We start from the raw sequence: 26038 nt of genomic DNA, 5'->3' as shown, positions 1-26038 counted from the left end.
CGCACTGCCTCTCATCGGGGTGGGGGCGGGGGACGTGTCTGGGGGGACGCCAGACGGCACCCTACCCGGGCGTTCCGCGGCGTCCCGAGCGGACCGTACGGACGCCCCGCCAGGGCGGCCCCCAAACGGACGGGCTAGCCTGAACCACGAGATCAGCGGCACCCGACGGCACCGAGGAGGCGCACGGCATGGCGGCAGGCGCTCCCCGGATCTTCGTCTCGCACCTCGCGGACGTGCCCGTCTTCGACCCCAACGGCGACCAGGTGGGCCGCGTCCGCGACTTCGTCGCGATGCTGCGCGTGGGCCGCCGCCCTCCCCGGCTGCTCGGCCTGGTGGTGGAGGTCGTCTCGCGGCGCCGGATCTTCCTGCCCATGACCCGGGTCACCGGCATGGAGTCGGGCCAGGTGATCACCACCGGAGTCGTCAACATGCGGCGCTTCGAGCAGCGCCCGACCGAGCGGCTGGTCCTGGGCGAGCTGCTTGACCGGCGGGTGCGCCTGGTGGAGGACGGCGCCGAGGTGACCGTCCTGGACGTGGCGATCCAGCAGCTGCCGGCCCGGCGCGACTGGGAGATCGACAAGGTCTTCGTGCGCAAGGGCAAGGGCGGCGCGCTGCGCCGCAAGGGCGAGACGCTGACCGTCGAGTGGTCGGCGGTGACCGGCTTCTCGCTGGAGGAGCACGGGCAGGGCGCCGAGAACCTGGTGGCGACCTTCGAGCGGATGCGCCCGGCGGACCTGGCCAACGTGCTGCACCACCTGACCCCCAAGCGGCGCTCCGAGGTGGCCGCGGCCCTCGACGACGACCGGCTCGCGGACGTCCTGGAGGAGCTGCCGGAGGACGACCAGGTGGAGATCCTCGGCAAGCTGAAGGAGGAGCGGGCCGCCGACGTCCTGGAGGCGATGGACCCCGACGACGCGGCCGACCTGCTCAACGAGCTGCCCGACGAGGAGAAGGAGCGGCTGCTCACCCTGATGCAGCCGGACGACGCCGCCGACGTGCGCCGGCTGATGTCGTACGAGGAGCACACCGCGGGCGGTCTGATGACGACCGAGCCGATCGTGCTGCGCCCGGACGCCACGGTGGCCGACGCCCTGGCCCGGGTGCGCCAGCAGGACCTCTCCCCCGCGCTGGCCGCGCAGGTGTACGTGTGCCGGCCGCCGGACGAGACGCCGACCGGCAAGTACCTGGGCACCGTGCACTTCCAGCGGCTGCTGCGGGAGCCGCCGTTCACCCTGGTCTCCGCGGTCGTGGACAACGACCTGGAGCCGCTCTCCCCGGGCACCCCGCTGCACGCCGTCACCAGCTACTTCGCGGCCTACAACCTGGTCTCCGCGGCCGTGGTGGACGAGAGCGGCTCGCTGCTCGGCGCCGTCACGGTCGACGACGTCCTGGACCACCTGCTGCCGGAGGACTGGCGCGAGACCGAGTTCCACGCGGACGAGGAGGCGCCGGTCCATGGCCACTGAACGCGACCGCGAGCGGCCGCAGGAGCGGACCGCCCCGCGCATCCGACTCGACCTGCCGCGCGACCGTCGCCGCAGGCTGATCCCGGAGTACGACCCCGAGGCGTTCGGGCGGCTCTCGGAGCGCATCGCGCGCTTCCTGGGCACCGGGCGGTTCATCGTCTGGATGACGGTGATCATCATCGCCTGGGTGGTGTGGAACATCGTGGCGCCGAAGAGCCTGCGCTTCGACGAGTACCCCTTCATCTTCCTGACGCTGATGCTCTCGCTGCAGGCCTCGTACGCCGCCCCGCTGATCCTGCTCGCGCAGAACCGGCAGGACGACCGCGACCGGGTCACCCACGAGCAGGACCGCAAGCAGAACGAGCGGTCCATGGCGGACACCGAGTACCTCACCCGGGAGATCGCCGCGCTGCGGATGGGCCTGGGCGAGGTGGCCACCCGCGACTGGATCCGCTCCGAACTCCAGGACCTGGTCAAGGAGATGGAGGAGCGGCGGGATCTATTCCCGTACGAGCCGTCGTACCGGAGTGACGAACCCGACCGCTGACGGGGCTTTCCGGTGGCCGTGGTGGGCGCCGTACCATCGACCCATGGCTACGGAAGACGCGGTGCGCGAAGCACTGGCGACGGTGAACGACCCCGAGATCCACCGACCGATCACTGAGCTCGGCATGGTCAAATCGGTCGAGATCGGGGCGGACGGGGCGGTCGCCGTCACCGTCTACCTCACGGTCTCCGGCTGCCCGATGCGCGAGACGATCACCACCAACGTGCGCGAGGCGGTCTCCCGCGTCGAGGGCGTGACGTCCGTCTCCGTCGACCTGGACGTGATGAGCGACGAGCAGCGCAAGGAACTGGCCGCGGCGCTGCGCGGCACCACCGCCGAGCGCGAGGTGCCCTTCGCCAAGCCCGGCTCGCTGACCCGGGTGTACGCGGTCGCCTCCGGCAAGGGCGGCGTCGGCAAGTCCTCGGTCACCGTGAACCTGGCCGCCGCGATGGCGGCCGACGGCCTGAAGGTCGGCGTGGTCGACGCCGACATCTACGGCCACTCGGTGCCCCGCATGCTGGGCGCGGACGGCCGTCCCACCCAGGTCGAGAACATGATCATGCCGCCGTCGTCGCACGGCGTGAAGGTGATCTCCATCGGCATGTTCACCCCGGGCAACGCCCCGGTGGTGTGGCGCGGCCCGATGCTGCACCGCGCGCTCCAGCAGTTCCTCGCGGACGTCTACTGGGGCGACCTGGACGTGCTGCTGCTCGACCTGCCGCCGGGCACCGGCGACATCGCGATCTCGGTCGCCCAGCTCGTCCCGAACGCCGAGATCCTGGTGGTGACCACGCCGCAGCAGGCCGCCGCCGAGGTCGCCGAGCGGGCCGGCTCCATCGCCGTGCAGACCCACCAGAAGATCGTCGGCGTGGTCGAGAACATGTCGGGCCTGCCCTGTCCGCACTGCGACGAGATGGTCGACGTGTTCGGCACCGGCGGCGGGCAGATGGTCGCCGAGGGGCTCACCAGGACGACCGGTGCGAACGTGCCGGTGCTGGGCCAGATCCCGATCGACGTACGGCTGCGCGAGGGCGGCGACGACGGCCGCCCGGTCGTGCTGTCCCACCCGGACTCCCCGGCGGGCGCCGCGCTGCGCGCCATCGCGGGCAAGCTCGGCGGCCGCCAGCGCGGCCTGTCGGGCATGAGCCTGGGAATCACCCCGCGCAACAAGTTCTGACGCGCCACGCACGACGGGAGGGGCGCCACCGGGTCATCCGGTGGCGCCCCTCCCGTCGTCGTGCGCGTGCGCGCGTCCGTCCCCGGGTCCCCAGGGGCTCAGGACGCGTACGAGGTGATGTCCCGCACCACCGAGAAGCCCAGCCCGTACGCGCTCATCCCGCGGCCGTACGCGCCCAGGTGCACCCCGCCGCGGGTGGACCCGGCGAGCACCCAGCCGAACTCGGACTCGCGGTAGTGGAAGGGCATCGGCTCGCCGTCCACCGGCAGCGACAGCGTGGACCAGTCGGGCCCCTCCAGGTCGTCCGCCAGCTCGAAGGCCGCCTCGGTCTGCTGGTCCAGCCAGTCGTCGCGCAGCGCGTGGTCCAGCTGGGCGGGCCAGGTGCAGGCCAGCAGGCCCGAACCGGCGAGCCAGGCGGCCGAGGAGACGGTGGTCGCGTCCAGCACGCCCGTACCGTCGCCGGAGCGGCGCACCGGGCTCGCCGCCACCGTCACCACCACCGCGAAGCGCTCCCGCTCCGGCTGGGAGGCGTCGGACTTTATCGACGGCTCGTCACCGTGCCCGGTCGACCCGTGCTGCACGCTGCCGTCCGCCGCCGTGCCCACCTGCATCAGCCAGCGCGGGCCCGTGAAGGCCTCGTCCAGGCCGTACCAGGGGAAGGGCGCGCGCAGATAGCCGTCGACGATCGTGCGCCGGGCCGTCTGCACCCCCTCGGCGGTGGGTGCCCCGGGGGCGGTGTCCGCCCCCGCCCGACTCGTCGTCTCCATCTACCGGCCGCCTCCTCGATCCACGGGGTCCGGAGCGGCCCGCCCCCCTCGGGCGTCCTAGGTCCGGACAGATGGAGGATAGCCACCTCGCGCCGCCGCGTCGGGAAAGACGGTGCGCGGGTGGCCCGGGTGGCTGCTTCTCGCCGGTGGGGAGGGGCTGTTAGGACAGGCCGTGGGCGTCGGTCAGGTGGCGTCGGCGTCGAACGGGGGACGCTCGCCCGGGTCGGGCTTGTCGTTCTTCTTCAGCAGGTCGGGGCCCGAGGACGGGGCCGCGCCCGCCGAGCCGTTGACCGCGGCGGGCACGGAGGAGTCGCCGGCGCGGCCGTGCACCGCGTCCGCGACGTCGTTCATCTCCTTGCGCAGGTCGAGGCTGCTGCGGATGTCGCTGAGGTCCTCGTTCTCGGCCAGCTGCTTGCGCAGGAAGGTCTTGGGGTTGAGGTCCTCGAACTCGAAGTCCTTGAACTCCGGCCCCAGCTCGCTGCGGATGTCCTGCTTGGCGTTGTCCGAGAAGTCCTTGACCTTGCGGATGAACCGGGAGACGTCCTGGATGACCTTCGGCAGCTTGTCCGGCCCGAAGATGAGCACGGCGAGAACCACGAGCGTCACCAGCTCCAGTGCGCCTATGTCGCTGAACACCTTGTTGCTCCTTCACGGGTCCGGGCCCGCCCCACGGTACCTGCCCGAACTGTCGCGGCGGTACCTTCCGGTGACCGTTCCGCGCCGCCCAGGCGGCGTTCAGGCGAAGCTCAGGCTCCGGTCGAGGATCCCAGGGTCAGAGTCTTGGCCAGCTCTTTGCCCGCGCGCCGCACGGTCAGCTCCAGGCGGTCGCCCGGGCGGTGCGAGCGGATCTTCACGATCAGCTCCTCGCCGCTGTGCACCCGCTGGCCGTCCACCTTGGTGATGACGTCGCCGGGCTGGACGCCCGCCTTGGCCGCCGGGCCGCCGGGCGTCACGGCCGCGGAGCCGTCGGAGCCCTTCTGGCCCACCCGGGCGCCGTCGCCGGTGTACTTCATGTCGAGGCTGACGCCGATCACCGGGTGGGTGGCCCTGCCCGTGTTGATGAGCTCCTCGGCCACCCGCTTGCCCTGGTTGATCGGGATGGCGAAGCCCAGGCCGATCGAGCCCGCCTGGCCGCCCTCGGTGGCGCTGCCGCTGTCGGCGGCGCGGATGGCGCTGTTGATGCCGATCACCCGGGCCTTGGAGTCGACGAGCGGGCCGCCGGAGTTGCCGGGGTTTATCGGGGCGTCGGTCTGGAGCGCGTCGACGTAGCTGATGTCGCTGCCGTCGCCCTTCTCGCCGCCCGCCGTGATCGGCCGCTCCTTGGCGCTGATGATGCCGGAGGTCACGGTGTTCTGGAGGTCGAAGGGGGCGCCGATGGCGACCACCGGGTCGCCGACCCGGACGCTGTCGGAGTTGCCCAGCGGCAGCGGCGTGAGCCGGGAGACGCCGGTGACCTGGACCACGGCCAGGTCGTAGCCGCTGTCCTTGCCGATCAGCTTGGCGCGGGCGGTCTCGCCGCCGCTGAAGGTGACCGAGATGTCGCCGGAGCCGCCGGCCGGGGCGACCACGTGGTTGTTGGTCAGGATGTGGCCCTGCCGGTCGAGCACGAAGCCGGTGCCGGTGCCCTGCTCGCCGCCGCCGCTCACGTGGAGGGTGACCACGCTGGGCAGGGCGCTGGCGGCGATGCCCGCGACGCTGTCGGGGGCGCGGCCGGTGTCCTGCCCGGAGGACTGCGGCAGTTCGACGGTGGTCAGCCCGCCGTTGCGCTCGACGTACGCGCCGACGCCGCCGCCGATGACCCCGGTGAGCAGCGCGAAGCACAGCGCGCCGGTGAGGTAGAGGCCCTTGCGGGACCTGCGGGGGGCGGGCTCGCCGACCTGGGTGAAGGGGTGCGAGAGCCCGGTGCCGACACCGGGCGCGCTCCACGGGTCGTAGCTCTGCCACTGGCCCGTCTGCTGGGGCTGGGGCTGGGGTGGCGGCGGGAGGAGGTGCGGCTCGGGCCCGGCGTGCGGGTGCGGCGGTACGGGGGCGGGGTGCGGCGGCAGCGCGGTGCCCTGGGCCGGGGTGGCGGCGGGGTGCTGCACGGGCGGCGCCGGCGCCCAGGGCCCGGGGCCGCCGTAGGGCGGGGTGCCGTACGGATCGGGGTCGTGCAGCGGCTGCGCGCGCACGGGCTCGGGCGCGGGGCCCTGCGCGACGGGCGCGGGGGCGGCTTCGGGCGCGGGGGCCTGTGCGGGGACCTCCGGGGCGGCGGGCTGTGCGGGGGCGGCGGTCTCCGGCGCGGGGGCCGCTTCCGGGGCGGCGGCGGGCCGCTGGACGGCCGTGGGCGCGTCGGACGGGACCTGCGGGACCTGCGGGACCACCGGGGGCTCCGCGGGCGGGTCGGCGGGGGCGGGCGGGGCGTCCTGGGGAGGCTCGGGCGGGGTGGCGGCCCGGGACGGGCGGCTCCACCACTTCGGCTTCGTCTCCGTGCGCTTGCCCTCGTCCATGCTCTCCCCGCCACTGGCCGTGCGTGCCCCCGCGGGGGCACCCCTTCCCTGGATTCAACCAGGTTCGGCGATGCCCGCGCAGGGGGGCGGTCAGCGGCGGGACGCCAGCGGCAGGACCGGCTCGGCAGGACCGTCGAGCCGGGTGGGCGCCGGAGTGGCGCTCGGGGTGGCACCGGGGACCAGGGCCAGTCGCAGCGCCTGGCCCGGCCGTATCAGCGGGGGCAGGGACGATCCGCCGCCCAGGGACGAGCCGCCCGCGAGCGGCGAGCCCGGCGTGCTGAACGGCTGGGTGGGCACTCCGGAGAGCGGCAGCAGGGTCGTCCCGCCGCCCTGGGTGCCCAGCGGCACCTCGTCGGCGGTCAGGCCGTCGCGGAAGCCGCGGGCTCCGCCGCGTCTGCGGTCGGAGCGATCGGTCTGGTCGGGCCCGGCCGGGGCCTGTCCACGGGTCTGCGGACCGCGGGGCACGCTGAGGCGCACGGCGTCGGTGCCGGCGCCCTCGCCGCTGGCGGTGGAGCTGCTCGGGTCGACGGCCGCCTCCAGCGGCAGGGCGCCGCCCAGGGCGATCGCCGCGAGCGACACCGCGCTGGCCGCCGCGAAGGCGAACCGGCGCCCGCGCCACGAGGGGCGCTCCTGCCCGGGGCGGGCCACCGGGTGGATGCGGAAGCCCGGGTCAGCCGGCAGCACGGCCGCGTGGCCGCCGCCCGCCGGCACGTACCCGAAGCCGTCCGTCCTCACTCCGAAGACCCCGTCGGCGAACCGGCCGGGCCCGAAGGGTCCCCCCCGGCCGTCGTCATCCCCTCCGAAGTCCCCGGGTCCCCCCGGCAGTCCCTGCAGACGGGCCAGGAAGCCCTCGGACGGCGGCGGCGGCGCGGCCTGCGCGAAGACGTTCTTCAGCCGGCGCTGCGCGTCCGCCTCGGCCTTGCACTTGGGGCAGGTCGCCAGGTGTGCCAGGACCCGCTCACGGGCGTCATGGCCGAGCTCACCGTCCACCAGGGCGGCGAGCCGGTCCCCCAGATGCTGTTCCGCCGGGGTCGGACCTGTGCCGCTCACGCGGGTCCGCCCTCCCCGCCCACGCCCGCCAGCGCGCGCTGTTCGGCCCGGGCCTCCGGGGAGCGGTGCTGCAGGGCCTTGCGCAGGTGCGAGCGGCCGCGGTGGATGCGGCTGCGCACGGTGCCGAGCTTGACGCCCAGGGTCGCGGCGATCTCCTCGTACGACAGGCCCTCGATGTCGCAGAGCACCACGGCGGCGCGGAACTCGGGCGCAAGGGTGTCCAGCGCCTGCTGGACGTCGGCGTCGAAGTGGGTGTCGTGGAAGACCTGCTGGGGGGTGGGCTCACGGCTGGGCAGCCGCTCGGCCGCGTCGTCGCCCAGGGCGTCGAAGCGGATGCGCTGCTTGCGCCGGACCATGTCCAGGAAGAGGTTGGTGGTGATGCGGTGCAGCCAGCCCTCGAACGTCCCCGGCGTGTACGTCGACAGGGAGCGGAAGACGCGGACGAAGACCTCCTGCGTGAGGTCCTCGGCGTCGTGCTGGTTGCCCGTCAGCCGGTAGGCGAGGCGGTAGACCCGACCGCTGTGCGTGCTGACGATCTCCTCCCAGGTGGGAGGGGTCCACGCCTGCGATTCCGCATCCGGTGCGAAGGTCGCCGTGGTCGGTGCGGAAGCCGCGGGACGTGCGGCGCGGAAGCGGTCAGCGGTGTTGGTCACGGATTTCGGCTCACCAGCTGACCTCAGGAGGCGCCGGAGCACTCCTCCGCGGTCCACAGGCGCAGCCGCACCTCCCCTATCGGCTCTGGTGGTGTCCAGTGGAGCCCCTACCATAGCCACCTCGCCCGTTAGCTCCGGATAAGAATCTTTACGCGAATTTGGGGCCGTCCCACGATCGGCCGCACCGGGTGCGGCCCGTCCTCCGGTCCGTTCCACCGCACTCTCCCCCCGCCGGTCCCCCTTCCTCCCCAACGCCCGGTCCCATCTGCGGGTTCCCGACGTCAACGGATACAGTCACCGTTGCGCCAACTACGGGGACAGGAGAGGGTCATTACCGCCAACCGGCAGACGAGCTGGGCGTTCGCCGACGCCTTTGTCGCCGAGGACGACGCGCTGCGCTGGGCCCGCGACCGGGCCCGGGAGTCAGGGCTCCCCTCGGTGTCGCCCGGCACCGGGGCGGCGCTGCGACTCCTCGCGGCCACGGCCGACGCGAAAGCGGTGGCCGAGATCGGCACCGGCACCGGCGTGTCGGGGATCTACCTGCTGCACGGGATGCGGCCCGACGGCGTGCTGACCACCGTGGACATCGAGCCGGAGCGCCAGCAGTTCGCCAAGCAGGCGTTCCGGGCGGCGGGCTTCGCGGGCAACCGGGCGCGCTTCATCCCGGGCCGGGCGCTCGACGTGCTGCCGCGCCTCGCGGACGGCGGGTACGACCTGGTGTTCTGCGACGGCGACCGCACGGAGAGCCTGGACTACCTCGCTGAATCGTTGCGCCTGCTCCGACCGGGGGGTCTGGTGTGCTTCGAGGGCGTCTTCGCGGACGGCCGGACGGTCGACTCGGGTCCGGTCCCGGCCGAGGTGCTCAGGCTGCGGGAGCTGCTGCGGGCCGTGCGCGAGAGCCAGGAGCTGCTGCCCTCGCTGCTGCCGGTGGGCGACGGCCTGCTGTGCGCGGTGCGGCGGGGCTGAGACGGCCTCCCCGGGGCCCGTACCGGCCCCGGACACACGGCTGCCCCGGCACGCTCCACGTACGAGAGGTGTACGCAGGGCGTGCCGGGGCAGTCGAGAAGAGTACGGTCGTTACCGCGTCAGCCGACGACCTGCTTCAGGGCGTCGCCGAGGGCTCCGGCCTCGTCCGGCGTCAGCTCGACGACAAGCCGACCGCCGCCTTCGAGCGGAACGCGCATGACGATGCCCCGCCCCTCCTTGGTCACCTCGAGCGGGCCGTCGCCCGTCCGCGGCTTCATGGCCGCCATGCTCGTTCCCCTTCCTGAAACCAGCTCATCGTCACCGAACGGCCCCCTGGATGGGCACGCGTCACCGGCATCGAACACATTGCTTCCAGGTCATTATCCCGCATCGCAGGACCCGATGACCAACATCGGACGGCATCCATTGCGCAACGCGCTCTCGCAAAACCGCCCAATTCGGGGATCCGCCTGCGATACTTCGCCACCTTCCGCACGGCCGGCAGGGCGAATTGTTTGACGCAGGTCACATGTCCGGTGCCCGTGATCTCCGCCATGCTGGGCGGGACACTGCCGTCGAAAGAGGGGATCCGCCATGGCCGACGCCGTGCGGTACGAGGTGAGCGACGGGCTCGCGACGATCACGCTGAACCGCCCCGAGGCGATGAACGCCATGAACACCGAGGCGAAGGTCGCGCTGCGCGAGGCGGCCCGGTCGGCCGCCTCCGACCCGGCCGTGCGCGCGGTGCTGCTCACTGCGGCCGGCGACCGGGCGTTCTGCGTGGGCCAGGACCTCAAGGAGCACGTCGGCACGCTGACCGCGGCGCGCGAGTCCGGCGCGGAGGGGGCCGTGATGAGCACGGTCCAGGAGCACTACAACCCGATCGTGCGCGCGCTGGCCGGGGCGCCCAAGCCGGTGGTGGCCGCCGTCAACGGCGTCGCCGCGGGCGCCGGCTTCGGCTTCGCGCTGGCCGCCGACTACCGGATCGTGGCCGACACCGCCTCCTTCAACACCTCCTTCGCCGGGGTCGCGCTGACCGCCGACTCCGGGGTGTCCTGGACGCTCCCCCGGGTGGTGGGCCCCGGCCGCGCCGCCGACCTGCTGCTCTTCCCGCGCAGCCTGAAGGCCCAGGAGGCGTACGAACTGGGCATCGCCAACCGGGTCGTACCGGCGGCCGAGCTCGCGGCGGAGGCCCTGAAGCTGGCCAGGACGCTGGCCGAGGGACCCACGCTGGCCTACGCCGCGCTCAAGGAGTCGGTGGCCTTCGGGCTCTCGCACTCGCTGGACGAGACCCTGGAGAAGGAGGACGAGCTGCAGGCCAGGGCCGGCTCCTCCGAGGACCACACCATCGCGGTGCGGGCGTTCCTGGCCAAGGAGCAGCCCCGGTACCTGGGCCGCTGATCAGGACTTCCGCGCGGCACCCCGGGTGGCCGCCCGGCGGGCGAAGCAGTCCGCCAGGTGGTCGTCCACCAGGCCGCAGGCCTGCATCAGGGCGTACGCCGTGGTGGGGCCGACGAACCGGATGCCGCGCTTCTTCAGCTCCTTGGACAGCGCGGTGGACTCGTCGGTGACGGCCGGGACGTCCGCGAGGGTGCGCGGCGCCCGGCGGCCCTCCGGGTCGGGGGCGAAGGACCAGATCAGCTCATCCAGCTCGCCCGGCGCCCAGTCGGCGAGCACGCGCGCGTTGGCCACGGTGGCCCGGATCTTGGCGCCGTTGCGGATGATGCCCTCGTCGGCGAGCAGCCGCTCCTCGTCCGCCTCGGTGAAGCGGGCGACCTTGGCGATGGAGAAGCCGTCGAAGGCCCGGCGGAAGCCCTCGCGGCGGCGCAGGATGGTGATCCAGGACAGCCCGGACTGGAAGGCCTCCAGGCAGAGCCGCTCGTAGAGCGCGTCGTCGCCGTGCACGGCGACGCCCCACTCGGTGTCGTGGTACGCGACGTAGTCCTCGGCGGAGGTCCCCCAGGGGCAGCGCTTGCGGCCGTCGGGGCCGGCGACGGCGGCGCTCACCGGCCCTCCTCCTCGTCGCGCTGCCCGGGCCCCGCGAAGAGGTCGGGCGAGGACACCGCGGTCGCCTGGGCGCCCGCGAGCGCGGCCTCCAGCTCGGCGATCCGGGCGTCACGCTCGGCGAGCTCCGCGCCCAGCCGGCCGAGCACGTCGTCGACGTCGGCCATCCGGTAGCCGCGCGGGGCCACCGGCAGCCGCAGCGCCTCCACGTCCGCCCGGCCCACCGGCCGGGACCGCGGCAGCGGGTCGACCAGCCGCTCGGGCGGCACCTCGGGGAGGACCTCGCGGTCTCCCCCACCGATCACCGCGAGGGTCACCGCGGCGACCACCACGACCATCGCGATCAGCAAGAACCAGAACACCTGCGTGCCTCTCCCCGAGCGTGCGAGCCGGAATACGTCCTGTGCCGATCGTGCCATGCGGTGCCGACGGTTAAGGTCGCAGCCGTACGGACGCGAGGAGGAGTCACGGATGGGCAGCGGGACGCTACGGCTGGGACGGCACGAGTTCGGGCCGCACGACCAGGTCATCATGGCCATCGTGAACCGGACTCCGGACTCCTTCTACGACCAGGGGGCCACGTTCCGCGACGAGCCCGCGCTGGCCCGGGTCGAGCAGGCGGTGGCCGAGGGCGCCGCGATCATCGACATCGGCGGGGTGAAGGCCGGGCCCGGCGAGGAGGTCACCGCCGAGGAGGAGGCGCGGCGCACGGTGGGCTTCGTCGCGGAGGTGCGGCGGCGCTTCCCGTCCGTGGTGATCAGCGTGGACACCTGGCGGCACGAGGTCGGCGAGGCCGTGTGCGAGGTGGGCGCGGACGTCCTGAACGACGCCTGGGGCGGGGTGGACCCGAAGCTGGCGGAGGTCGCCGCGCGGTACGGGGCGGGTCTGGTGTGCACCCACGCGGGCGGCGCCGAGCCGCGGACCCGGCCGCACCGGATCGGGTACGAGGACGTGGTGGCGGACGTGCTGCGGGTCACCGTGGGGCTGGCCGAGCGGGCGGTGGAGCTGGGCGTGCGGCCCGACGGGATCATGATCGACCCGGGGCACGACTTCGGGAAGAACACCCGGCACTCGCTGGAGGCGACGCGGCGGCTCGGGGAGCTGGCGGAGACCGGGTGGCCGGTGCTCGTGTCGCTGTCCAACAAGGACTTCGTGGGCGAGACGCTGGACAAGCCGGTCAAGGAGCGGGTGCTGGGCACGCTGGCGACGACGGCGGTGTCGTCGTGGCTGGGCGCCCGGGTGTACCGGGTGCACGAGGTGGACGAGACCCGCCAGGTCCTGGACATGGTCTCCACGATCGCCGGCCACCGCGAGCCCGCGGTGGCGCGCCGGGGCCTGGCCTAGGGACGACGGGGCGGGTGCCCGGAAGAGCGCCCGCCCCGTACGCGTACCGCCTGCTACCTGGAGGTCTCCTTGGTGACCAGGGTGACCGCCTCGTCCACGTCGTCCGTGACGTGGAACAGCAGCAGGTCCTTCTCGGAGGCCTTGCCCTGCGCGACGACCGTGTCGCGCAGCCAGTCGACCAGCCCGCTCCAGTACTCCGTGCCGAACAGCACGATCGGGAAGCGGGTCACCTTGCGGGTCTGCACCAGCGTCAGCGCCTCGAAGAGCTCGTCGAGGGTGCCGAGCCCGCCGGGCAGGACCACGAACCCCTGCGCGTACTTCACGAACATCGTCTTGCGGACGAAGAAGTAGCGGAAGTTGACGCCGATGTCGACGTGCGGGTTCAGGCCCTGCTCGAAGGGCAGCTCGATGCCCAGGCCGACCGAGACCCCCTTGGCGTCGCGCGCGCCCTTGTTGGCGGCCTCCATGGCGCCCGGGCCGCCGCCCGTGATCACCGCGAAGCCCGCCTCGACGAGCGCGCGCCCGATGCGCACGCCCGCCTCGTACTCCGGGGTGTCCGCGGGGGTTCTCGCCGACCCGAAGACACTGATCGCGCTGGGGAGTTCGGCGAGCGCGCCGAAGCCCTCCACGAACTCCGACTGGATGCGCATGACCCGCCAGGGGTCGGTGTGCACCCACTCGGAGTCGCCCTCGCTGTCGAGGAGGCGCTGATCCGTGGTGCCCGGCTGCACCTGCTCCCTGCGCCGCAGCACCGGTCCGAGCCTCTGCTCCTCCGGCCTCGCGCTCTCGGGGTTGCCCATGGACTGCTCCCTCCGCTTGATCCGTACGGTTGCCGCAAGGGTAGGTCCACAGACGTGACAAACAGCGAAATTCAGGTGGTCAGCCAGGTGCGGAGTCGGTTCTCGCAGTGGGTGACCTTCTCCACGGCCACCCGCTCGTCCACCTTGTGGGCCAGCAGCGCGTCGCCGGGCCCGTAGTTCACCGCGGGCACGCCGAGGGCGCTGAAGCGGGCCACGTCGGTCCAGCCGAACTTGGGCCTGGCCCGGCCGCCGACCGCCTTCATGAACTCCACCGCGGCCGGGTGGGACAGCCCGGGCAGCGCCCCTCCGGTGTGGTCGTCGACCACGAACTCGGCCACGCCGCAGTCCGCGAAGTACTCCCGTACGAACGACTCGGCCTCCGCCATGGTGCGATCGGGCGCGTAGCGGAAGTTGACCGTGACGGTGCAGGAGTCCGGGATGACGTTGGTGGCGACACCGCCGGTGATGCCGACCGCGTTCAGCCCCTCGTGGTACTCCAGGCCGTCGATGACCGGCAGGCGCGGCTCGTAGGCCGCCAGCCTGGCCAGGATCGGCGCGGCCGCGTGGACGGCGTTGGAGCCCATCCAGCTGCGGGCGGAGTGGGCGCGCTCGCCGGTGGTGCGCAGCAGCATCCGCAGGGTGCCCTGGCAGCCGCCCTCGACCTCGCCGTCGGAGGGTTCGAGCAGGACCGCGAAGTCGCCGGCCAGCCACTCGGGGTGGGCCTCGGCGACGTGGCCCAGGCCGTTGAGGTGGGCGGCGACCTCCTCGTTGTCGTAGAAGACGAAGGTGAGGTCGCGGTTGGGCTCGGGGACGGTGGCGGCGATGCGCAGCTGGACGGCGACGCCGGCCTTCATGTCGCTGGTGCCGCAGCCCCACAGCACGCCGTCCTCGTCCAGGCGCGAGGGCACGTTGTCGGCGATGGGCACGGTGTCGATGTGGCCGGCGAGCACGACCCGGTCGGCGCGGCCCAGGTTCGTGCGGGCCACGACGTTGTTGCCGTACCGGTCGACGGTGAGGTGGGGCAGGGCCCGCAGCGCTTCCTCGATCGCGTCCGTCAGCGGCTCCTCGGTGCCGCTGACCGAGGGGAAGTCGACGAGCGCGGCGGTCAGGGCCGGGCCGTCCAGGGCGAGGTCGAGTGCGGTGTCAGCCATGGTGCCGACCCTAACGCGGGCTCCAGTACGGTGGGCTGCGTGTCCAGCTCCGCCCCGTCCCCCCGCCGGAGCCGCCGCGTCCGTCTCGCGGCGGCGCTCGCCGTGCTGCTCGCCCTCGTCGGCTACGTGGCGGCGCAGTACGCGACGGGCGGCAAGAGCGGCCGCCGGTGCGCGGTGACCGCGGACGGGCAGCGCTACGAGCTGACGCCGGAGCAGGCGGGCAACGCGGCGGTGATCTCCGCGGTCGGCACCACCCGCGGCCTGCCGGAGCGGGCCGTGGCGATCGCGCTGGCCACCGCGCTGCAGGAGTCGGGGCTGCGCAACATCGAGCACGGCGACCGGGACTCGCTCGGCCTGTTCCAGCAGCGCCCCTCGCAGGGCTGGGGCACCCAGCGCCAGATCATGGACCCGGTGTTCTCGGCGGGGAAGTTCTACGAGCACCTCGCCGAGGTGCCGGGCTACTCGCGGCTGCCGCTGACGGTGGCCGCGCAGCGGGTGCAGCGCAGCGGCTTCCCACAGGCGTACGCCAAGCACGAGCCGGACGCCACGCTGCTGGCGGCCGCGCTGACCGGCCGCCCGGACACCTCCCTGACCTGCGAGACGCTGGGCGACGCCACGGCGGGCGACCCGGCGCGGGTGCGCTCGGAGCTGGCCCGCTCGTTCGGCGCGGGGGTGCTGGCCGAGCCGCGCCGCGGGGCGTCGGGCGCGCCCGCGGGCGGCCGGATCACGCTGCCGGTGACCGGCGAGGACGCCGAGCGGCGCGGCCGGCAGCTGGCGCGCTGGGCGGTGGCCAACGCCGAGGGGCTGCACCTGTCGGAGGTCTCGTTCGGGAACCGGACCTGGCGCGCGGCGCAGTCGTCGCGGGGGTGGGTCGAGGGCCCCGACAAGGGTCCCGGGGTGCGTCTCGAAGTGGCCCGCTAGGACGTCCGGAGGGGGCTCTCCGGAACGTCCTCCTTCGAACTCCGTCGAATACCGGGCCGTTCACGCGTTTGGGTGCTCACTCCACGGAGTCACCCGGCGTCTCGCCGGGGCGACGTTTCACCCGGCCGTCCGGGGCCCGCGCGGCGAAATCCCCAATTCCCTTGCCAGCAAAGGGAAGTGACGGTTCCTCCGGCGGAATTCGATGACGCCCTTTGTCCGTGTTCATCCCCTGCCGATAATGCGACGCATTACCAACTCTTTACCCGGGGCCACCGCAACCTCCCCCGCCCTCCGAGGTGTTGTCACTGCGTCCGGACGCCGGACACGTCCGAACGCCGGACACCAAACGTCCCCATTCGAAGGAGCACCATGTCCCTCCCCCTGACCCGCCGGATCGCCCGTGTCGCGCTGCTGGTCGCGGCGGGCGCAGCCCCCGTGGTCGGTGCGGCCGGCTCCGCGAGCGCCGTGGACCTCCCCAAGGCCCCCGACCTGGGCGGCCTGACGCAGCTGGACGGGGACGCCCTCGGCGGCGCCGTGGACGGTGCCGCGCAGAAGGCGACCGGTCTGGCCGGCGACGCGGGCAGCAAGGCGGTCAAGAAGACCGTCCCGACCGCGGGCAAGACCCTCGGCAAGGCCGGCAAGACGGCCACCCCCGCCGCGCAGAAGGCCGCCGGTGAGGCCGCGGGCAGCGCCGGCGACATCCTCGGCGAGACCGCCGGTGCCGCGACCGAGGGCGGCCTGCCGGTGGCCGGCGGCGGCCTGCCCACCGACGCCCTGAAGGGCGGCCTGCCCGGCGGCGGCCTGCCCACCGGCCAGCTGCCGGTCAAGGGCCTGCCGCTGGGCGGCTGACCCGCCCGCACCACGGCGGTACGCGGAAGGGCCCGGGGATCACGAACTCCCCGGGCCCTTCCGCGTACGCTTGCCTCAGGCCAGGCGCTTGACCGCCGCGGCCACCCGCTCGTCGGTCGCCGTGAAGGCCACCCGCACGAAGCGCCCGCCCGCCTCGCCGTAGAAGTCGCCCGGCGCCACCAGGATGCCGAGCTCGGCCAGGTGCGCCACCGTCTCCCAGCAGCCCTCGTCCCGCGTCGCCCACAGGTAGAGGCTGGCCTCGCTGTGCTCGATGCGGAAGCCGTGCCGCTCCAGGGCCTCGCGCAGCGCGGCGCGGCGCGCGGCGTAGCGCTCGCGCTGCTCCGCCACGTGCGCGTCGTCGCCGAGCGCGGCGACCGTGGCCGCCTGCACCGGGGCGGCGGTCATCATGCCGCCGTGCTTGCGGATCTTCAGCAGCTCGCCGAGCACGTCCGCGTCGCCCGCGATGAACGCGGCGCGGTAGCCCGCCAGGTTGGAGCGCTTGGAGAGGGAGTGGACGGCGACGACGCCCTCGTACGAACCGCCGCAGACGTCCTCGTGCAGCACGGAGACCGGCTCGGCCTCCCAGCCCAGCTCCAGGTAGCACTCGTCGGCGAAGACCAGGACGCCGTGCTCGCGGGCCCAGGCCACGATCCGCACCAGCTCGTCCTTGGCGAGCACCCGGCCGGTCGGGTTGGACGGCGAGTTGAGCCACAGCAGCCGCACCCGCGCCGGGTCGAGGTCGGCGACCGGGTCGTCGTACACCACCGGCTCCGCGCCGCACAGCCGCGCGCCCACCTCGTACGTCGGGTAGGCGAGCCGCGGGTAGGCCACCTGGTCGCCCGCGCCCAGGCCCAGCTGGGTCGGCAGCCAGGCCACCAGCTCCTTGGAGCCGACCACCGGCAGCACGTTCTCGTGGCGCACCGCGACGGCGCCCAGGCGGCGCTCCACCCAGCCGGTGAGCGCGTCGCGCAGCTCCTTGGTGCCCCACACCGTGGGATAGCCGGGCGAGTCCGCCGCCGCGACCAGCGCGCGCTGGACCAGCTCGGGCACCGGGTCCACCGGGGTGCCCACCGACAGGTCCACGATGCCGTCCGGATGGGCGGCGGCCGTGGCCTTGTAGGGCTCCAGACGGTCCCAGGGGAAGACGGGGAGGCGCGAGGAGACTGCGCTCACGGGGGTGCTCACTTTCTCGTGCGTACGAAACGCGTTCTCGTGCGTACGAAACGCGGCGGCCCCGCACGGCGGCGAGCCGTGCGGGACCGCCGGATGTCCGTCAGCCGTTCTGCGGCGGCAGGCCGGCCACGAAGGGGTGGTCACGCTCGATCAGGCCGAGCTTGGACGCGCCACCGGGCGAACCGAGGTCGTCGAAGAACTCGACGTTCGCCTTGTAGTAGTCCTTCCACTCCTCCGGGGTGTCGTCCTCGTAGAAGATCGCCTCGACCGGGCACACCGGCTCACAGGCTCCGCAGTCGACGCATTCGTCCGGGTGGATGTACAAGGACCGCTGGCCCTCGTAGATGCAGTCGACGGGGCACTCCTCGATGCAGGCCTTGTCCTTGACGTCGACACAAGGCTGCGCGATGACGTAGGTCACGCTGTCGTTCCTCCTCGGTAGGGCTTGGCTCTCGCGCGGGAGCGCGGCGTCGTCGATGCCCGCCCCTAGTATCTCCGTTCCGGGGCATGATCCGAACAGGAGGGGCGCAGAGAGCTGTGGAATTCACCGCGGGAGGACGCCTTGAGGTCCGCATCACCGCCGCTGACATGGGCAAAAGGGTCTCCGTCCGGGCCTTGAGCGGTTCTGGAAGCGGACCGGAGAAGTTCACCGACACGGTCGGTGTTCTCACATCATGGACCGACGGTGTGCTGCTGGTCACACGACGTACCGGAGAGGGCGTCCGGATCGCGGAATCCGCCCTGGTCGCGGGGAAGGTCGTGCCCGCCGCACCGGCGCGCCGGCGCGGCCCCGCCGCCTCCTTCGCCGAACTCGCCGCCTCCCAGGCCCGCGCCTGGCGGCCGGTGGAGAGCGAACCCCTCGGGGAGTGGACCCTGCGCGCCGCGTCGGGATTCACCCGCAGGGCCAACTCGGCGCTGCCGCTCGGCGATCCGGGCACGGACCTGGACGACGCGCTGGCCGCGGTGGACCGTTGGTACGCCGCGCGCGGACTGCCCGGGTACGTCCAGGCCTCGACCGGCGCCGAGGGCACCCAGGAGGCGCTCTGCGCCGCCCTGGAGGAGCGCGGCTGGACCCGCGAGGTGTCGGCCGAGGTCCGCGTCGCGGGCCTGGCGCCGGTCGGCGACCTGGACGCGGACGTGTCGGGCGTGGTGCTGGAGCGGGAACCCGGGGACGGGTGGCTGCGCCGCTACAACCGCGCGGGGGGCGAGCCGGGGCCGCACGTGCGCGCGGTCCTGACGGCGGGGGCCTCGGTCTGGTTCGCCCGGGTGGCCGACGGGGACGCGATCGGCCGCCTGGTGGTGGACGGCCGGTGGGCGTCCTTCGCCGCCGTGGAGGTCGACCCGGGCCTGCGGCGCCGGGGCCTCGCGAAGGCCGTGATGGCGGCGCTGGCGCGGCGGGCCCTCGACGAGGGCGCGTCGGCGGCGTGGCTGCAGGTGGAGACGGACAACGACGCGGCGCGGGGGCTGTACGAGGCGATGGGCTTCGCCGTCCACCACCGGTACCACCACTTCCGATCTCCCCGAGCGGGTACGTGAGGGTCATGCACCCGGAATCGACCGGCGGGCGGCGGCTGTTCGCCGAGGAGGCCCGCGCCGAGCGGCCGGACCTGGCGACCCTGTGCCTCCTGGTGAGCGCCGAGGCGGACCCCGCGCTGGGCCGCCACGGCCTGGACGAGGCCCAGATCGAACTGGACCGCCTCGCCGGGCTGCTGCCCTTCGGGCTCTCCGGGGCCCGCGCCTGGGCGGCGGCCGTCGGTGAACTCCTCGGCGGGCGCTGCGGCTTCCACGGCACCCCGGCCGACTACCAGCGCCTGGAGTCGTCGCTGCTGCCCGAGGTGCTGCGGCGGCGCCGGGGGCTGCCGATCCTGCTCTCCGTGGTCTGGATCGAGGTGGCCCGCAGGGCGGGGGCGCCGGTGTACGGGGTGGCGCTGCCGGGCCACTTCGTCGTCGGCTTCGGCGACCCGGACGAGCAGGTGCTCGCGGACCCGTTCGCGGGCGGCCGCGCGCTGTCGCCGGGGGACGCGGAACTCCTGGTGGCGGGGGCGACCGGGGCGGCCCTCGACCCCTCGATGCTGAGCCCGGCGGACCCGCTGGACATCGTGCGGCGGGTGCTGAACAACGTACGGGCGTGGGCCGCGGCCCGTCCCGAGCGGGCGGACGTGGCGCTGTGGGCGGTGGAGCTGTCCCTGCTGCTCCCCTCGCACCCCGCCCGCCTGCGCTACGAGCGCGCCCAACTGCTGATCCAGCGCGGGGACTTCCTGACGGGGGCGGCGGAGATGGAGGCGTACGCGGAGGTGGTGGCGGTGGTGGAGCCGGCCACGGCCGACGCGATCCGGCGCCGGGCACGGGCGGCGCGGGCGTTGCTGAACTAGGGGGTGGCCTCGCGGGGGCGGGGCGTATCGGGGTGCCGGAGCCTCGCGGGGGCGGGGCGTATCGGGGTGCGGGGCGTCGTGTGGCTCGGGGCGGGTGCGCGGGGGTGGGCCTCCGGGTGCGGGCCTTGGGGTTCCCCTCCCCGCCCCTTCCCGAAAGCCTCCGGCGGTGGAGGGGGAAGGTTTTACGGGGGCTTCGCCCCCGGACCCCCTGCGGGGGCTTCGCCCCCTGCACCCCCGCGGGGCTGCGCCCCTGCACCCCCTGGGGGCTGTGCCCCGAAGCTCCTCGCGGGCTGCGCCCCTGCACCCCTGAGGGGTGTGCCCCGAAGCTCGCCGAGGGCTGCGCCCCGGAGTCCCGCTCCCTACAGCCAGCCCTTCTCCCTCGCCACCCTTACCGCTTCCGCCCTGTTGCGGACCGTCAGTTTCTGGATCGCCGTGGAGAGGTAGTTGCGCACCGTCCCCTGGGACAGGTGGAGTTCGGCCGCCAGTTCCGCGTTCGTGGCGCCGTTCGCGGCCGCGCGCAGGACGTCGCGTTCGCGGTCCGTCAGCGGGTTGGCGCCCTCCGCCAGGGCGGCGGCTGCCAGGGTGGGGTCGATGACCCGCTCCCCCGCGAGCACCCGGCGCACCGCGTCCGCGAGCTGGGCCGCGGGGGCGTCCTTGACCAGGAAGGCGTCGGCCCCCGACTCCATGGCCCGGCGCAGGTAGCCGGGGCGGCCGAAGGTGGTGAGCACGACCACCTTCAGGTCCGGCAGCTCCCGCTGGAGCTCCGCGGCGGCCTCGATCCCGGTCATGCCGGGCATCTCGATGTCGAGCAGCGCCACGTCCACCGCGTGCTCCCGGGCGGCGGCGAGGACCTCGTCGCCGCGGGCGACCTGGGCGGCGACCTCGAAGTCGGGTTCGAGGCCGAGGAGCGCGGCGAGGGCCTCGCGGACCATGGACTGGTCCTCGGCGAGCAGGAGTCTGGTGGGGCGGGTCATGCGTCGGATCCTAGGTCGTGGCCGGGTTCCAGGGGGACGCGTGCGGTGAGGGTGAAGCCGGAACGGCCGCCGGAGGCGTCCAGGGCGCCGCCGACCGCCTCCAGGCGTTCGCGCAGGCCGGTGAGGCCGTTGCCGGGGGTGCTGCCGCCCGCCGCGCCGCGGCCGTCGTCGGTCACGGTCAGTTCGGTGAACCGGCCGTCCAGGGTCTGGCGTTCGTCGATCCCGACGACGCAGCGGCGCGCCCCGCTGTGCCGTACGACGTTGGTGACGGCCTCCCGCAGCGTCCAGGCGAGCGCCTCCTCCCGGTCCTCGGCGAGCGGCGGGGCGCCGGTGGGCACGTCGGCGGCGATCCCGGCGGCGGCCAGCGCGGTACGGGCGCCCGCCAGTTCGCCGGGGAGCGTGAGCCTGCGGTAGCCGGTGACGGCCTCGCGCACGTCCACCAGGGCCTGCCTGCTGACCCGTTCGATGTCGGCGACCTGCTGGGCCGCCTGGTCGGGGTGGGCGGGCAGCATCCGTCCGGCGAGCTCGCTCTTGAGCGTGATCAGGGAGAGCGAGTGGCCCAGCAGGTCGTGCAGGTCGCGGGCGAGCCTCAGCCGCTCCTCGTTGGCGGCGAGCTGGGCGACGGTGGCCCGGGCCTCGCGCAACTCCACCGTCGTACGCACCAGTTGCCGCACCCCGGTCATGGAGAAGCCGCCCAGCAGGGCCGGGATGGTGACCGCGCCCAGGATCCCGGCCGGGTCGTCGGTGCGCATCCCGATGGCCACCATCAGGGCCGTGACGACCAGGATCGCCCAGCGCGCCAGGCCCATCGGCAGCACGGCCCCGCAGGACACGGAGACGTACACGAACAGCACGAGCCACTCCGAGCCCAGCGACAGCGAGAGCACCACGGCCAGCACGAGCAGGAACAGCAGCGTCGCGCGCACCAGCGGGGCGGGCACCGGCCGCGAGGTGTGCACGAACACCAGGGTCAGGTAGACCGTCACGAAGACGACCAGGCCCGCCCAGCCCAGCGCGGTGGCCAGGGGGGCGTGCTCCCGGTCGAACAGGTCGCTGACCGGCGCCCCCATGAAGGCGAGCCAGATGCCGATCCAGCCCAGCTTGACGAGGGCCTGGCGGCGGTTCATGGGGGCGCGGCCGATCAGCGGGGAGACGCGGGTGCGCTCCTCCACGGGGTCGGGGGCTCGTGTGTTCACGCCTTCAGTGTGTCCTTCCGGTACAGCCAGGCGGCGCCGCCCGCGAAGACCAGGAAGTACACCGCGAGGATCGCCACGTCCTTGGCGCCGGGGGCGTTGCCGATCTCGATGGCCTGGCCGAGCCCGGCGTAGGCGTGGGTGGGCAGCCACTCGGCGATGTTCTGCAGCCACTGCGGGAAGATCGCGCTGGGCCACCACAGGCCGCCCAGCATGGAGAGCCCGAAGTAGATGATCATCGTGATCGGGCGGACCGCGTCACCGCTGGCGATGTAGCCGATGGCGACGCCGAGCGCGGCGAAGACCAGCGAGCCGGCCCAGATCGCGCCGGTCAGCGCGAGCCACTGCCAGGCCTCGAAGCGGACGCCCTTGACCAGTGCGGCGGCCAGGAAGACCACGACGATGGAGGGCAGGGAGACCACCGCGGCGCTGGCGATCTTGGCGAGGACGTAGCCGCGGCCGGGCAGCGTGGTCAGCCGCAGCTGGCGCACCCAGCCCTTCTCGCGCTCCTTGGCGATCCGCTCGCTGTTGCCCATCAGGACGGCCGTGATCGCGCCGAAGGACGCCATCGAGACCATGTACAGGGCCTTGAAGGTGAGGCCGGTGCCCGCGATCACCTGGTCGCCCTGGTTGGTGGCGACGAAGATCAGGTAGAGCATCGTCGGGTAGACCACCGAGAAGAACATGAACTTCTTGTTCCGCAGGGTGCGGGTGATCTCCAGCTTGACCAGGGTGTTCATGCGGCCGGAGCCTCCTTCACGGCGCCGGTGGCGCTCTCTTCGGCGTTGGTGAGGGCGAGGAAGGCCTGCTCCAGGCCGAGGCCCGCGACCTCCAGGTTGCGCGGGTAGACGCCGAGCCCGTACAGCGCGTGGACGGTGGCGTCCGCGTCCTGGGACTGGATGCGGACGGTGTGCCCGGAGACGGACAGCGAGACCAGCGCGGGCAGTTCGTCGCGCAGGGCGCGCTCGTCGATGGGCCCCTCCAGGTCGAAGGCGATGCGGCGGGCGCCCGCCTTGGCCTTGATCTCGGCGGCGGTGCCGTCGGCGATCAGCCGGCCCCGGTGCAGCACCAGGACGCGGTCGGCGATCGCGTCGGCCTCCTCCAGGTAGTGGGTGGCGAACAGGACCGTACGGCCCTGGTCGGCCTGCTCGCGCATGGTCGCCCAGAACGCCTGGCGGGCGGTGACGTCCATGCCCGTGGTCGGCTCGTCGAGCACGATCAGGTCGTTGGCGCCCGCGGTGGCGAGCGCGAAGCGCACGCGCTGCTCCTGGCCGCCGGAGAGCTTGTTGACCAGGCGGTCGGCGATCTGCGTGACGCCCGCGCGGTCCAGGACCTCGTCCACCGGGTACGGGTGCGGGTGCAGGGCGCAGGCCAGCCGGACCAGCTCGCGGACCCTGACCTCCTCCATCAGGCCGCCGCTCTGCAGCATCGCCCCGACCTTGCCCTGCTTGATGGCCTGTTCGGGGGTGAGCCCGAAGAGCCGTACGTCACCGGTGTCCGGCAGGCGCAGGCCGAGCAGCAGGTCGAGCGTGGTGGACTTGCCGGCGCCGTTGGGCCCGAGGAGGGCGACGGTCTCGCCGGGGTGCAGTTCCAGGGAGAGGGTGTCCACCGCGTGGACCTGTCCGAAGCGCTTGTCGACGCCGCGGAAGCTCACCACCGGGTGGTCGGTCTTCGTCGTCATGCGTCCAGGATCACCGCGCGGGGGGGTGCCCGGGTCAGTGTCGCGGGTCGTGACTCGCGGATGACAGATGTCATGCCGCCCGTATGACGGCACCGCTGAGCCGCCGGTACGCGGAAGGGGCCCGGCGGCGCGTGGCCGCGGGCCCCTCGTGGGCGCCCGGCCCCGTCGCTCGGACCAGGGCCGGGGACGGGACGGGTCGGGCGGGTCAGCCCTTGGGGTCGAGGTCGATCGTGACCGTGCGCTCCGCGCGGGTCTTGCCCTTGAGCGCGGTCTGCATGGCGAACGCCACGTCGTCGGCCGACACCTGGTGCTTCTTGCCGTCGCCCTTGGTGATCATGATGCCGTCGAAGACGCCGTCGAGCAGCCGGTCGATCGCCTTCTTGTCGTAGACCTCGACCAGCCGGCCGTTGACCGCCTTCATCGACAGGATCTGCGGCAGCGAGCGGGACGGCCCGAACTCGATGGACTTCGCACCGGCGACGATCTTGATGTTGCCGGACATCGCGGGCTTGGCGAACTCCTTCATCGCCCGGTCCAGTTCGGCCTTGGTGACCGTCGGCTCGCGGGTCGCCACCGGCAGCTCGACCGGCACCGGCTTGCCCGACTTCACCTGGGCGAAGAAGGCGTCGCGCACCGACGCCATGGACTTCTGCACGTCCAGCGTCTGACCGGACTTGCCGGGCACGGCGGTGACCTTGTTCGGCTCGAACGTGACGGTGCCCTCGCTGGCCGATCCGGCGACGCCCGCCAGGTCGGCGAGCGCGACGCCCAGCTTCTCCTCGTCCACCGGCAGCACGGCCTCGGCCTCGCGCTCGCCGCCGAACAGCGAGCCGATCACGGAGACCGGGTTGTAGTCGCTCCCCGCGGCCCCGCGCACGGTGGCCTGGCTGTCCAGGGAGAGCCCCGCCTTGTCCGGGCTGAGCTGCTCCTTCTTGCCTCCGACGGTGAGCTGGAGCGGCATGGCCGCGCGCTTGCCGACGGCCGCGTCCAGCTTGGCGACGGCCTCGTCGCGGCTGCCGCCGCCGATGTCGACGCCGAGCACCGAGGTGCCCTTGGGCACGTCGGAGTGGTTCATCAGCAGGCCGGCGCCGTAGGCGACACCGGCGAGGCCGACGACGCCCGCGCCGAGCAGGACCAGCTTGGAGCGGCCCTTCTTCTTCGACGGCGCGGCCTTGGGCGGCGTGGCGGCGGCCGGGGCGGCGGGCGCCGGGGCCGGAGCGGGCGCCTGCGGGCGGGGCTCGTCGGGGACGAACGGGATGCCGCTGGTCAGGGTGTCCCCGGAGACGTGACCCTGGTCGGGGCCGCCCTCGGGGGCGGGGCGCTGCGGGGTGAGCACCGCGGTGTCGTCGGACAGCCGCGGGGCACCGCCGGCGTACCCGGCGGCCGGATTCGGGGCCTGGGCCGGGTTCGGCGCCGGGGCCTTGGCGCGGGCGCCGGGCGGGGTGGCCGGGGCGCCCATGGGGGTGCTGCCCGCGACCGGGCCCGTGGTGGGCCCGGCGGGCGGCTCGGCGCGGTCCGGGACCGGGCCGCCCTGCGGGCCGTCGGAGAAGTACGGCATGCCGGGGGCCTGCGGGGCCAGCGGGTCGATCACCGGGATCTGCTGCGTCCCGGTGTCGGCGTCGAGGCTGGGGCCGGGGTAGGAGCCGGCGGGCCCGCCCGTGCCCGGGACCGGGTAGGAGCCCGTGTCCGGGTCGAGGCCCGGGACGTGGTGCGCACCGGTGGACTGGTCGACGCCCGGGACCGGGTACGAACCGGTGCCGCCCGGCAGCGGGTAGGAGCCGGTGTCCCCCGGCAGCGGGTACGAGCCCGTGTCCGGGTCGAGGCCCGGGACGTGGTGCGCACCGGTCGACCGGTCGGTACCCGGCAGCGCGTACGAACCGGTGTCCCCGCCCGTGCCGGGCAGCGGGTACGACCCCGTCGACGGGTCGGCGCCCGGCTCGTCGTACGCCTCGTACGCCTGCGGCACCCCGGGGATGTCACGCGGTGCGGGGGCCGGTTCGGCCCGGTCGGCGGCCGGGGCCTTGCGCGGGGCGAACCAGTCGCTGGTCGGCTTCGGCTCCTCGGCGGCCTGGGGCCGCGGCTCCGGCGGGGCGGCGGGCGCCTCGGCCGGGGCCTGCTCCGGAGCGTCGTCGAGGTCGCTCATCGGGGTGCGCATGACCACCGGGGGGATCGGCCGGGACCCGGGGATGTTGATCCGGATCCTGGTCGTGAGCGTGGTCTCGGTCTTCTTCTCCTCCGGCTGCGCGGGCGCACTCACCGCGTCGGTCCCGTACGGCGGTGTCCCCGACGGGTACGCGGCTCCACCCCGCCCCTGGGGGCCGGAGGACGAACTGTCAGTTTCACGACTCAAAGCAGGTTCTCCCGGTTGGCTCCGCCGCCCGTTCTTACAAGGACTCGCTCTGTCTCGGCGGCTCGGCAGCGCACCACCATACTGGCCGCCAACGCCCCGTACCCCACGAGCTCG

Annotated in this window: 27 protein-coding genes; 10 read left to right on the top strand and 17 right to left on the bottom strand. The window is 73.7% G+C overall.

Annotated elements, in window-relative coordinates:
• Positions 1–188: 188 nt before the first annotated feature.
• Genes ABT160_RS06715 through ABT160_RS06705 form a run of 3 tightly spaced genes read left to right on the top strand, consistent with a single transcriptional unit; the run spans position 189 to position 3190 of the window.
• Entirely contained in the window at positions 189–1466 is a 1278-nt protein-coding gene (locus tag ABT160_RS06715) for a magnesium transporter MgtE N-terminal domain-containing protein (RefSeq protein ID WP_351644431.1), read from the top strand.
• Positions 1456–2013 (top strand): DUF1003 domain-containing protein, encoded by a 558-nt coding sequence (locus tag ABT160_RS06710; protein WP_351644428.1) that lies wholly within the window; start codon positions 1456–1458, stop codon positions 2011–2013. Before ABT160_RS06715 ends, ABT160_RS06710 begins: the two co-directional genes overlap by 11 nt.
• A gap of 43 nt (positions 2014–2056) precedes the next feature.
• Positions 2057–3190, top strand: coding sequence for an Mrp/NBP35 family ATP-binding protein (locus ABT160_RS06705; RefSeq protein ID WP_351644425.1), 1134 nt, complete (start codon positions 2057–2059; stop codon positions 3188–3190).
• A 98-nt stretch (positions 3191–3288) separates the two neighbouring features.
• Here ABT160_RS06705 and ABT160_RS06700 read toward each other — a convergent pair whose 3' ends face one another.
• The 5 genes from ABT160_RS06700 to sigE form a co-directional block, all read right to left on the bottom strand.
• Positions 3289–3957, bottom strand: a complete 669-nt coding sequence (locus ABT160_RS06700) for a hypothetical protein (protein WP_351644423.1) — start codon at positions 3955–3957, stop codon at positions 3289–3291.
• Positions 3958–4140: 183 nt separating this feature from the next.
• The gene (locus ABT160_RS06695) at positions 4141–4593 is read right to left on the bottom strand and encodes a sec-independent translocase (RefSeq protein WP_351644420.1); all 453 of its coding nucleotides are present in this window, start codon (positions 4591–4593) and stop codon (positions 4141–4143) included.
• A gap of 110 nt (positions 4594–4703) precedes the next feature.
• Complete coding sequence (locus ABT160_RS06690; protein WP_351644418.1) at positions 4704–6443, bottom strand: S1C family serine protease; 1740 nt, start codon at positions 6441–6443, stop codon at positions 4704–4706.
• A 90-nt stretch (positions 6444–6533) separates the two neighbouring features.
• Complete coding sequence (locus tag ABT160_RS06685; RefSeq protein WP_351644415.1) at positions 6534–7493, bottom strand: anti-sigma factor family protein; 960 nt, start codon at positions 7491–7493, stop codon at positions 6534–6536.
• A complete protein-coding gene (gene sigE, locus ABT160_RS06680; RefSeq protein ID WP_351644413.1) occupies positions 7490–8260 on the bottom strand; it encodes an RNA polymerase sigma factor SigE in 771 nt (256 codons plus the stop codon). The genes ABT160_RS06685 and sigE overlap by 4 nt, the downstream gene beginning before the upstream one ends.
• Before the next feature lie 186 nt (positions 8261–8446).
• Between sigE and ABT160_RS06675 the strand changes: the two genes are divergently transcribed.
• Positions 8447–9112, top strand: coding sequence for an O-methyltransferase (locus tag ABT160_RS06675; RefSeq protein WP_351644411.1), 666 nt, complete (start codon positions 8447–8449; stop codon positions 9110–9112).
• 119 nt (positions 9113–9231) lie between these two features.
• Here ABT160_RS06675 and ABT160_RS06670 read toward each other — a convergent pair whose 3' ends face one another.
• Complete coding sequence (locus ABT160_RS06670) at positions 9232–9399, bottom strand: DUF3117 domain-containing protein (RefSeq protein ID WP_200263181.1); 168 nt, start codon at positions 9397–9399, stop codon at positions 9232–9234.
• A gap of 307 nt (positions 9400–9706) precedes the next feature.
• Here ABT160_RS06670 and chcB point away from each other — a divergent pair, with 307 nt between their 5' ends.
• Positions 9707–10513: a 2-cyclohexenylcarbonyl CoA isomerase gene (gene chcB / locus ABT160_RS06665; protein WP_351644410.1), complete on the top strand. Its 807-nt coding sequence runs from the start codon at positions 9707–9709 to the stop codon at positions 10511–10513.
• Here chcB and ABT160_RS06660 read toward each other — a convergent pair whose 3' ends face one another.
• Both ABT160_RS06660 and ABT160_RS06655 read right to left on the bottom strand, forming a co-directional pair.
• Positions 10514–11119: a DNA-3-methyladenine glycosylase I gene (locus tag ABT160_RS06660; protein ID WP_351644407.1), complete on the bottom strand. Its 606-nt coding sequence runs from the start codon at positions 11117–11119 to the stop codon at positions 10514–10516.
• Positions 11116–11535: a hypothetical protein gene (locus ABT160_RS06655; RefSeq protein ID WP_351644404.1), complete on the bottom strand. Its 420-nt coding sequence runs from the start codon at positions 11533–11535 to the stop codon at positions 11116–11118. Before ABT160_RS06655 ends, ABT160_RS06660 begins: the two co-directional genes overlap by 4 nt.
• 52 nt (positions 11536–11587) lie before the next feature.
• Between ABT160_RS06655 and folP the strand changes: the two genes are divergently transcribed.
• Complete coding sequence (folP, locus tag ABT160_RS06650; protein WP_351644402.1) at positions 11588–12460, top strand: dihydropteroate synthase; 873 nt, start codon at positions 11588–11590, stop codon at positions 12458–12460.
• A gap of 53 nt (positions 12461–12513) precedes the next feature.
• Here folP and ABT160_RS06645 read toward each other — a convergent pair whose 3' ends face one another.
• Together ABT160_RS06645 and dapE are read right to left on the bottom strand one after the other, a co-directional pair.
• Positions 12514–13260, bottom strand: coding sequence for an LOG family protein (locus ABT160_RS06645; protein WP_351644399.1), 747 nt, complete (start codon positions 13258–13260; stop codon positions 12514–12516).
• A 71-nt stretch (positions 13261–13331) separates the two neighbouring features.
• On the bottom strand, positions 13332–14411 hold the full coding sequence (gene dapE, locus ABT160_RS06640) for a succinyl-diaminopimelate desuccinylase (protein ID WP_351644396.1): 1080 nt from the start codon (positions 14409–14411) through the stop codon (positions 13332–13334).
• Between the two features lie 30 nt (positions 14412–14441).
• Between dapE and ABT160_RS06635 the strand changes: the two genes are divergently transcribed.
• Together ABT160_RS06635 and ABT160_RS06630 are read left to right on the top strand one after the other, a co-directional pair.
• Positions 14442–15332 (top strand): hypothetical protein, encoded by an 891-nt coding sequence (locus ABT160_RS06635; RefSeq protein WP_351644394.1) that lies wholly within the window; start codon positions 14442–14444, stop codon positions 15330–15332.
• A 369-nt stretch (positions 15333–15701) separates the two neighbouring features.
• Complete coding sequence (locus tag ABT160_RS06630) at positions 15702–16181, top strand: ATP-binding protein (RefSeq protein ID WP_351644393.1); 480 nt, start codon at positions 15702–15704, stop codon at positions 16179–16181.
• Positions 16182–16256: 75 nt separating this feature from the next.
• Here ABT160_RS06630 and dapC read toward each other — a convergent pair whose 3' ends face one another.
• Together dapC and fdxA are read right to left on the bottom strand one after the other, a co-directional pair.
• Positions 16257–17354 carry a succinyldiaminopimelate transaminase gene (dapC, locus tag ABT160_RS06625; RefSeq protein WP_351644390.1) on the bottom strand — a complete coding sequence of 366 codons (1098 nt, stop codon included), beginning with the start codon at positions 17352–17354 and terminating at the stop codon, positions 16257–16259.
• A 100-nt stretch (positions 17355–17454) separates the two neighbouring features.
• The gene (gene fdxA, locus ABT160_RS06620) at positions 17455–17775 is read right to left on the bottom strand and encodes a ferredoxin (protein ID WP_351644388.1); all 321 of its coding nucleotides are present in this window, start codon (positions 17773–17775) and stop codon (positions 17455–17457) included.
• Positions 17776–17891: 116 nt separating this feature from the next.
• Between fdxA and ABT160_RS06615 the strand changes: the two genes are divergently transcribed.
• Positions 17892–18890, top strand: coding sequence for a GNAT family N-acetyltransferase (locus ABT160_RS06615; protein ID WP_351644386.1), 999 nt, complete (start codon positions 17892–17894; stop codon positions 18888–18890).
• Between the two features lie 5 nt (positions 18891–18895).
• The gene (locus ABT160_RS06610; RefSeq protein ID WP_351644383.1) at positions 18896–19726 is read left to right on the top strand and encodes a transglutaminase family protein; all 831 of its coding nucleotides are present in this window, start codon (positions 18896–18898) and stop codon (positions 19724–19726) included.
• Positions 19727–20085: 359 nt separating this feature from the next.
• Here ABT160_RS06610 and ABT160_RS06605 read toward each other — a convergent pair whose 3' ends face one another.
• From ABT160_RS06605 to ABT160_RS06585, 5 genes are all read right to left on the bottom strand, one after another.
• Positions 20086–20700 (bottom strand): response regulator transcription factor, encoded by a 615-nt coding sequence (locus ABT160_RS06605; protein ID WP_351644381.1) that lies wholly within the window; start codon positions 20698–20700, stop codon positions 20086–20088.
• Entirely contained in the window at positions 20697–21827 is a 1131-nt protein-coding gene (locus tag ABT160_RS06600) for a sensor histidine kinase (RefSeq protein WP_351644687.1), read from the bottom strand. Before ABT160_RS06600 ends, ABT160_RS06605 begins: the two co-directional genes overlap by 4 nt.
• 65 nt (positions 21828–21892) lie before the next feature.
• Positions 21893–22633 (bottom strand): ABC transporter permease, encoded by a 741-nt coding sequence (locus ABT160_RS06595; RefSeq protein ID WP_351644380.1) that lies wholly within the window; start codon positions 22631–22633, stop codon positions 21893–21895.
• A complete protein-coding gene (locus ABT160_RS06590; protein WP_351644378.1) occupies positions 22630–23574 on the bottom strand; it encodes an ABC transporter ATP-binding protein in 945 nt (314 codons plus the stop codon). The genes ABT160_RS06595 and ABT160_RS06590 overlap by 4 nt, the downstream gene beginning before the upstream one ends.
• A 205-nt stretch (positions 23575–23779) precedes the next feature.
• On the bottom strand, positions 23780–25924 hold the full coding sequence (locus ABT160_RS06585; RefSeq protein ID WP_351644375.1) for a hypothetical protein: 2145 nt from the start codon (positions 25922–25924) through the stop codon (positions 23780–23782).
• Between the last annotated feature and the right edge of the window lie 114 nt (positions 25925–26038).

Origin of the sequence: Streptomyces sp. NPDC001941 (assembly GCF_040296945.1) — a bacterium.
Classification (GTDB): Bacteria; Actinomycetota; Actinomycetes; order Streptomycetales; family Streptomycetaceae; genus Streptomyces.
Note: the sequence above shows the minus strand (reverse complement) of the source record. Positions and strands in the feature narration are given on the sequence as shown.

What these genes read in the sequence shown, in the direction of transcription:
- ABT160_RS06715 (WP_351644431.1), top strand. Translation starts at nt 189, where the DNA reads ATGGCGGCAGGCGCTCCCCGGATCTTCGTCTCGCACCTCGCGGACGTG.
- ABT160_RS06710 (WP_351644428.1), top strand. Translation starts at nt 1,456, where the DNA reads ATGGCCACTGAACGCGACCGCGAGCGGCCGCAGGAGCGGACCGCCCCG.
- ABT160_RS06705 (WP_351644425.1), top strand. Translation starts at nt 2,057, where the DNA reads ATGGCTACGGAAGACGCGGTGCGCGAAGCACTGGCGACGGTGAACGAC.
- ABT160_RS06700 (WP_351644423.1), bottom strand. Translation starts at nt 3,957, where the DNA reads ATGGAGACGACGAGTCGGGCGGGGGCGGACACCGCCCCCGGGGCACCC.
- ABT160_RS06690 (WP_351644418.1), bottom strand. Translation starts at nt 6,443, where the DNA reads ATGGACGAGGGCAAGCGCACGGAGACGAAGCCGAAGTGGTGGAGCCGC.
- sigE (WP_351644413.1), bottom strand. Translation starts at nt 8,260, where the DNA reads ATGGTAGGGGCTCCACTGGACACCACCAGAGCCGATAGGGGAGGTGCG.
- ABT160_RS06670 (WP_200263181.1), bottom strand. Translation starts at nt 9,399, where the DNA reads ATGGCGGCCATGAAGCCGCGGACGGGCGACGGCCCGCTCGAGGTGACC.
- chcB (WP_351644410.1), top strand. Translation starts at nt 9,707, where the DNA reads ATGGCCGACGCCGTGCGGTACGAGGTGAGCGACGGGCTCGCGACGATC.
- ABT160_RS06655 (WP_351644404.1), bottom strand. Translation starts at nt 11,535, where the DNA reads ATGGCACGATCGGCACAGGACGTATTCCGGCTCGCACGCTCGGGGAGA.
- folP (WP_351644402.1), top strand. Translation starts at nt 11,588, where the DNA reads ATGGGCAGCGGGACGCTACGGCTGGGACGGCACGAGTTCGGGCCGCAC.
- ABT160_RS06645 (WP_351644399.1), bottom strand. Translation starts at nt 13,260, where the DNA reads ATGGGCAACCCCGAGAGCGCGAGGCCGGAGGAGCAGAGGCTCGGACCG.
- dapE (WP_351644396.1), bottom strand. Translation starts at nt 14,411, where the DNA reads ATGGCTGACACCGCACTCGACCTCGCCCTGGACGGCCCGGCCCTGACC.
- ABT160_RS06630 (WP_351644393.1), top strand. Translation starts at nt 15,702, where the DNA reads ATGTCCCTCCCCCTGACCCGCCGGATCGCCCGTGTCGCGCTGCTGGTC.
- ABT160_RS06610 (WP_351644383.1), top strand. Translation starts at nt 18,896, where the DNA reads ATGCACCCGGAATCGACCGGCGGGCGGCGGCTGTTCGCCGAGGAGGCC.
- ABT160_RS06605 (WP_351644381.1), bottom strand. Translation starts at nt 20,700, where the DNA reads ATGACCCGCCCCACCAGACTCCTGCTCGCCGAGGACCAGTCCATGGTC.
- ABT160_RS06600 (WP_351644687.1), bottom strand. Translation starts at nt 21,827, where the DNA reads ATGAACCGCCGCCAGGCCCTCGTCAAGCTGGGCTGGATCGGCATCTGG.
- ABT160_RS06595 (WP_351644380.1), bottom strand. Translation starts at nt 22,633, where the DNA reads ATGAACACCCTGGTCAAGCTGGAGATCACCCGCACCCTGCGGAACAAG.
- ABT160_RS06590 (WP_351644378.1), bottom strand. Translation starts at nt 23,574, where the DNA reads ATGACGACGAAGACCGACCACCCGGTGGTGAGCTTCCGCGGCGTCGAC.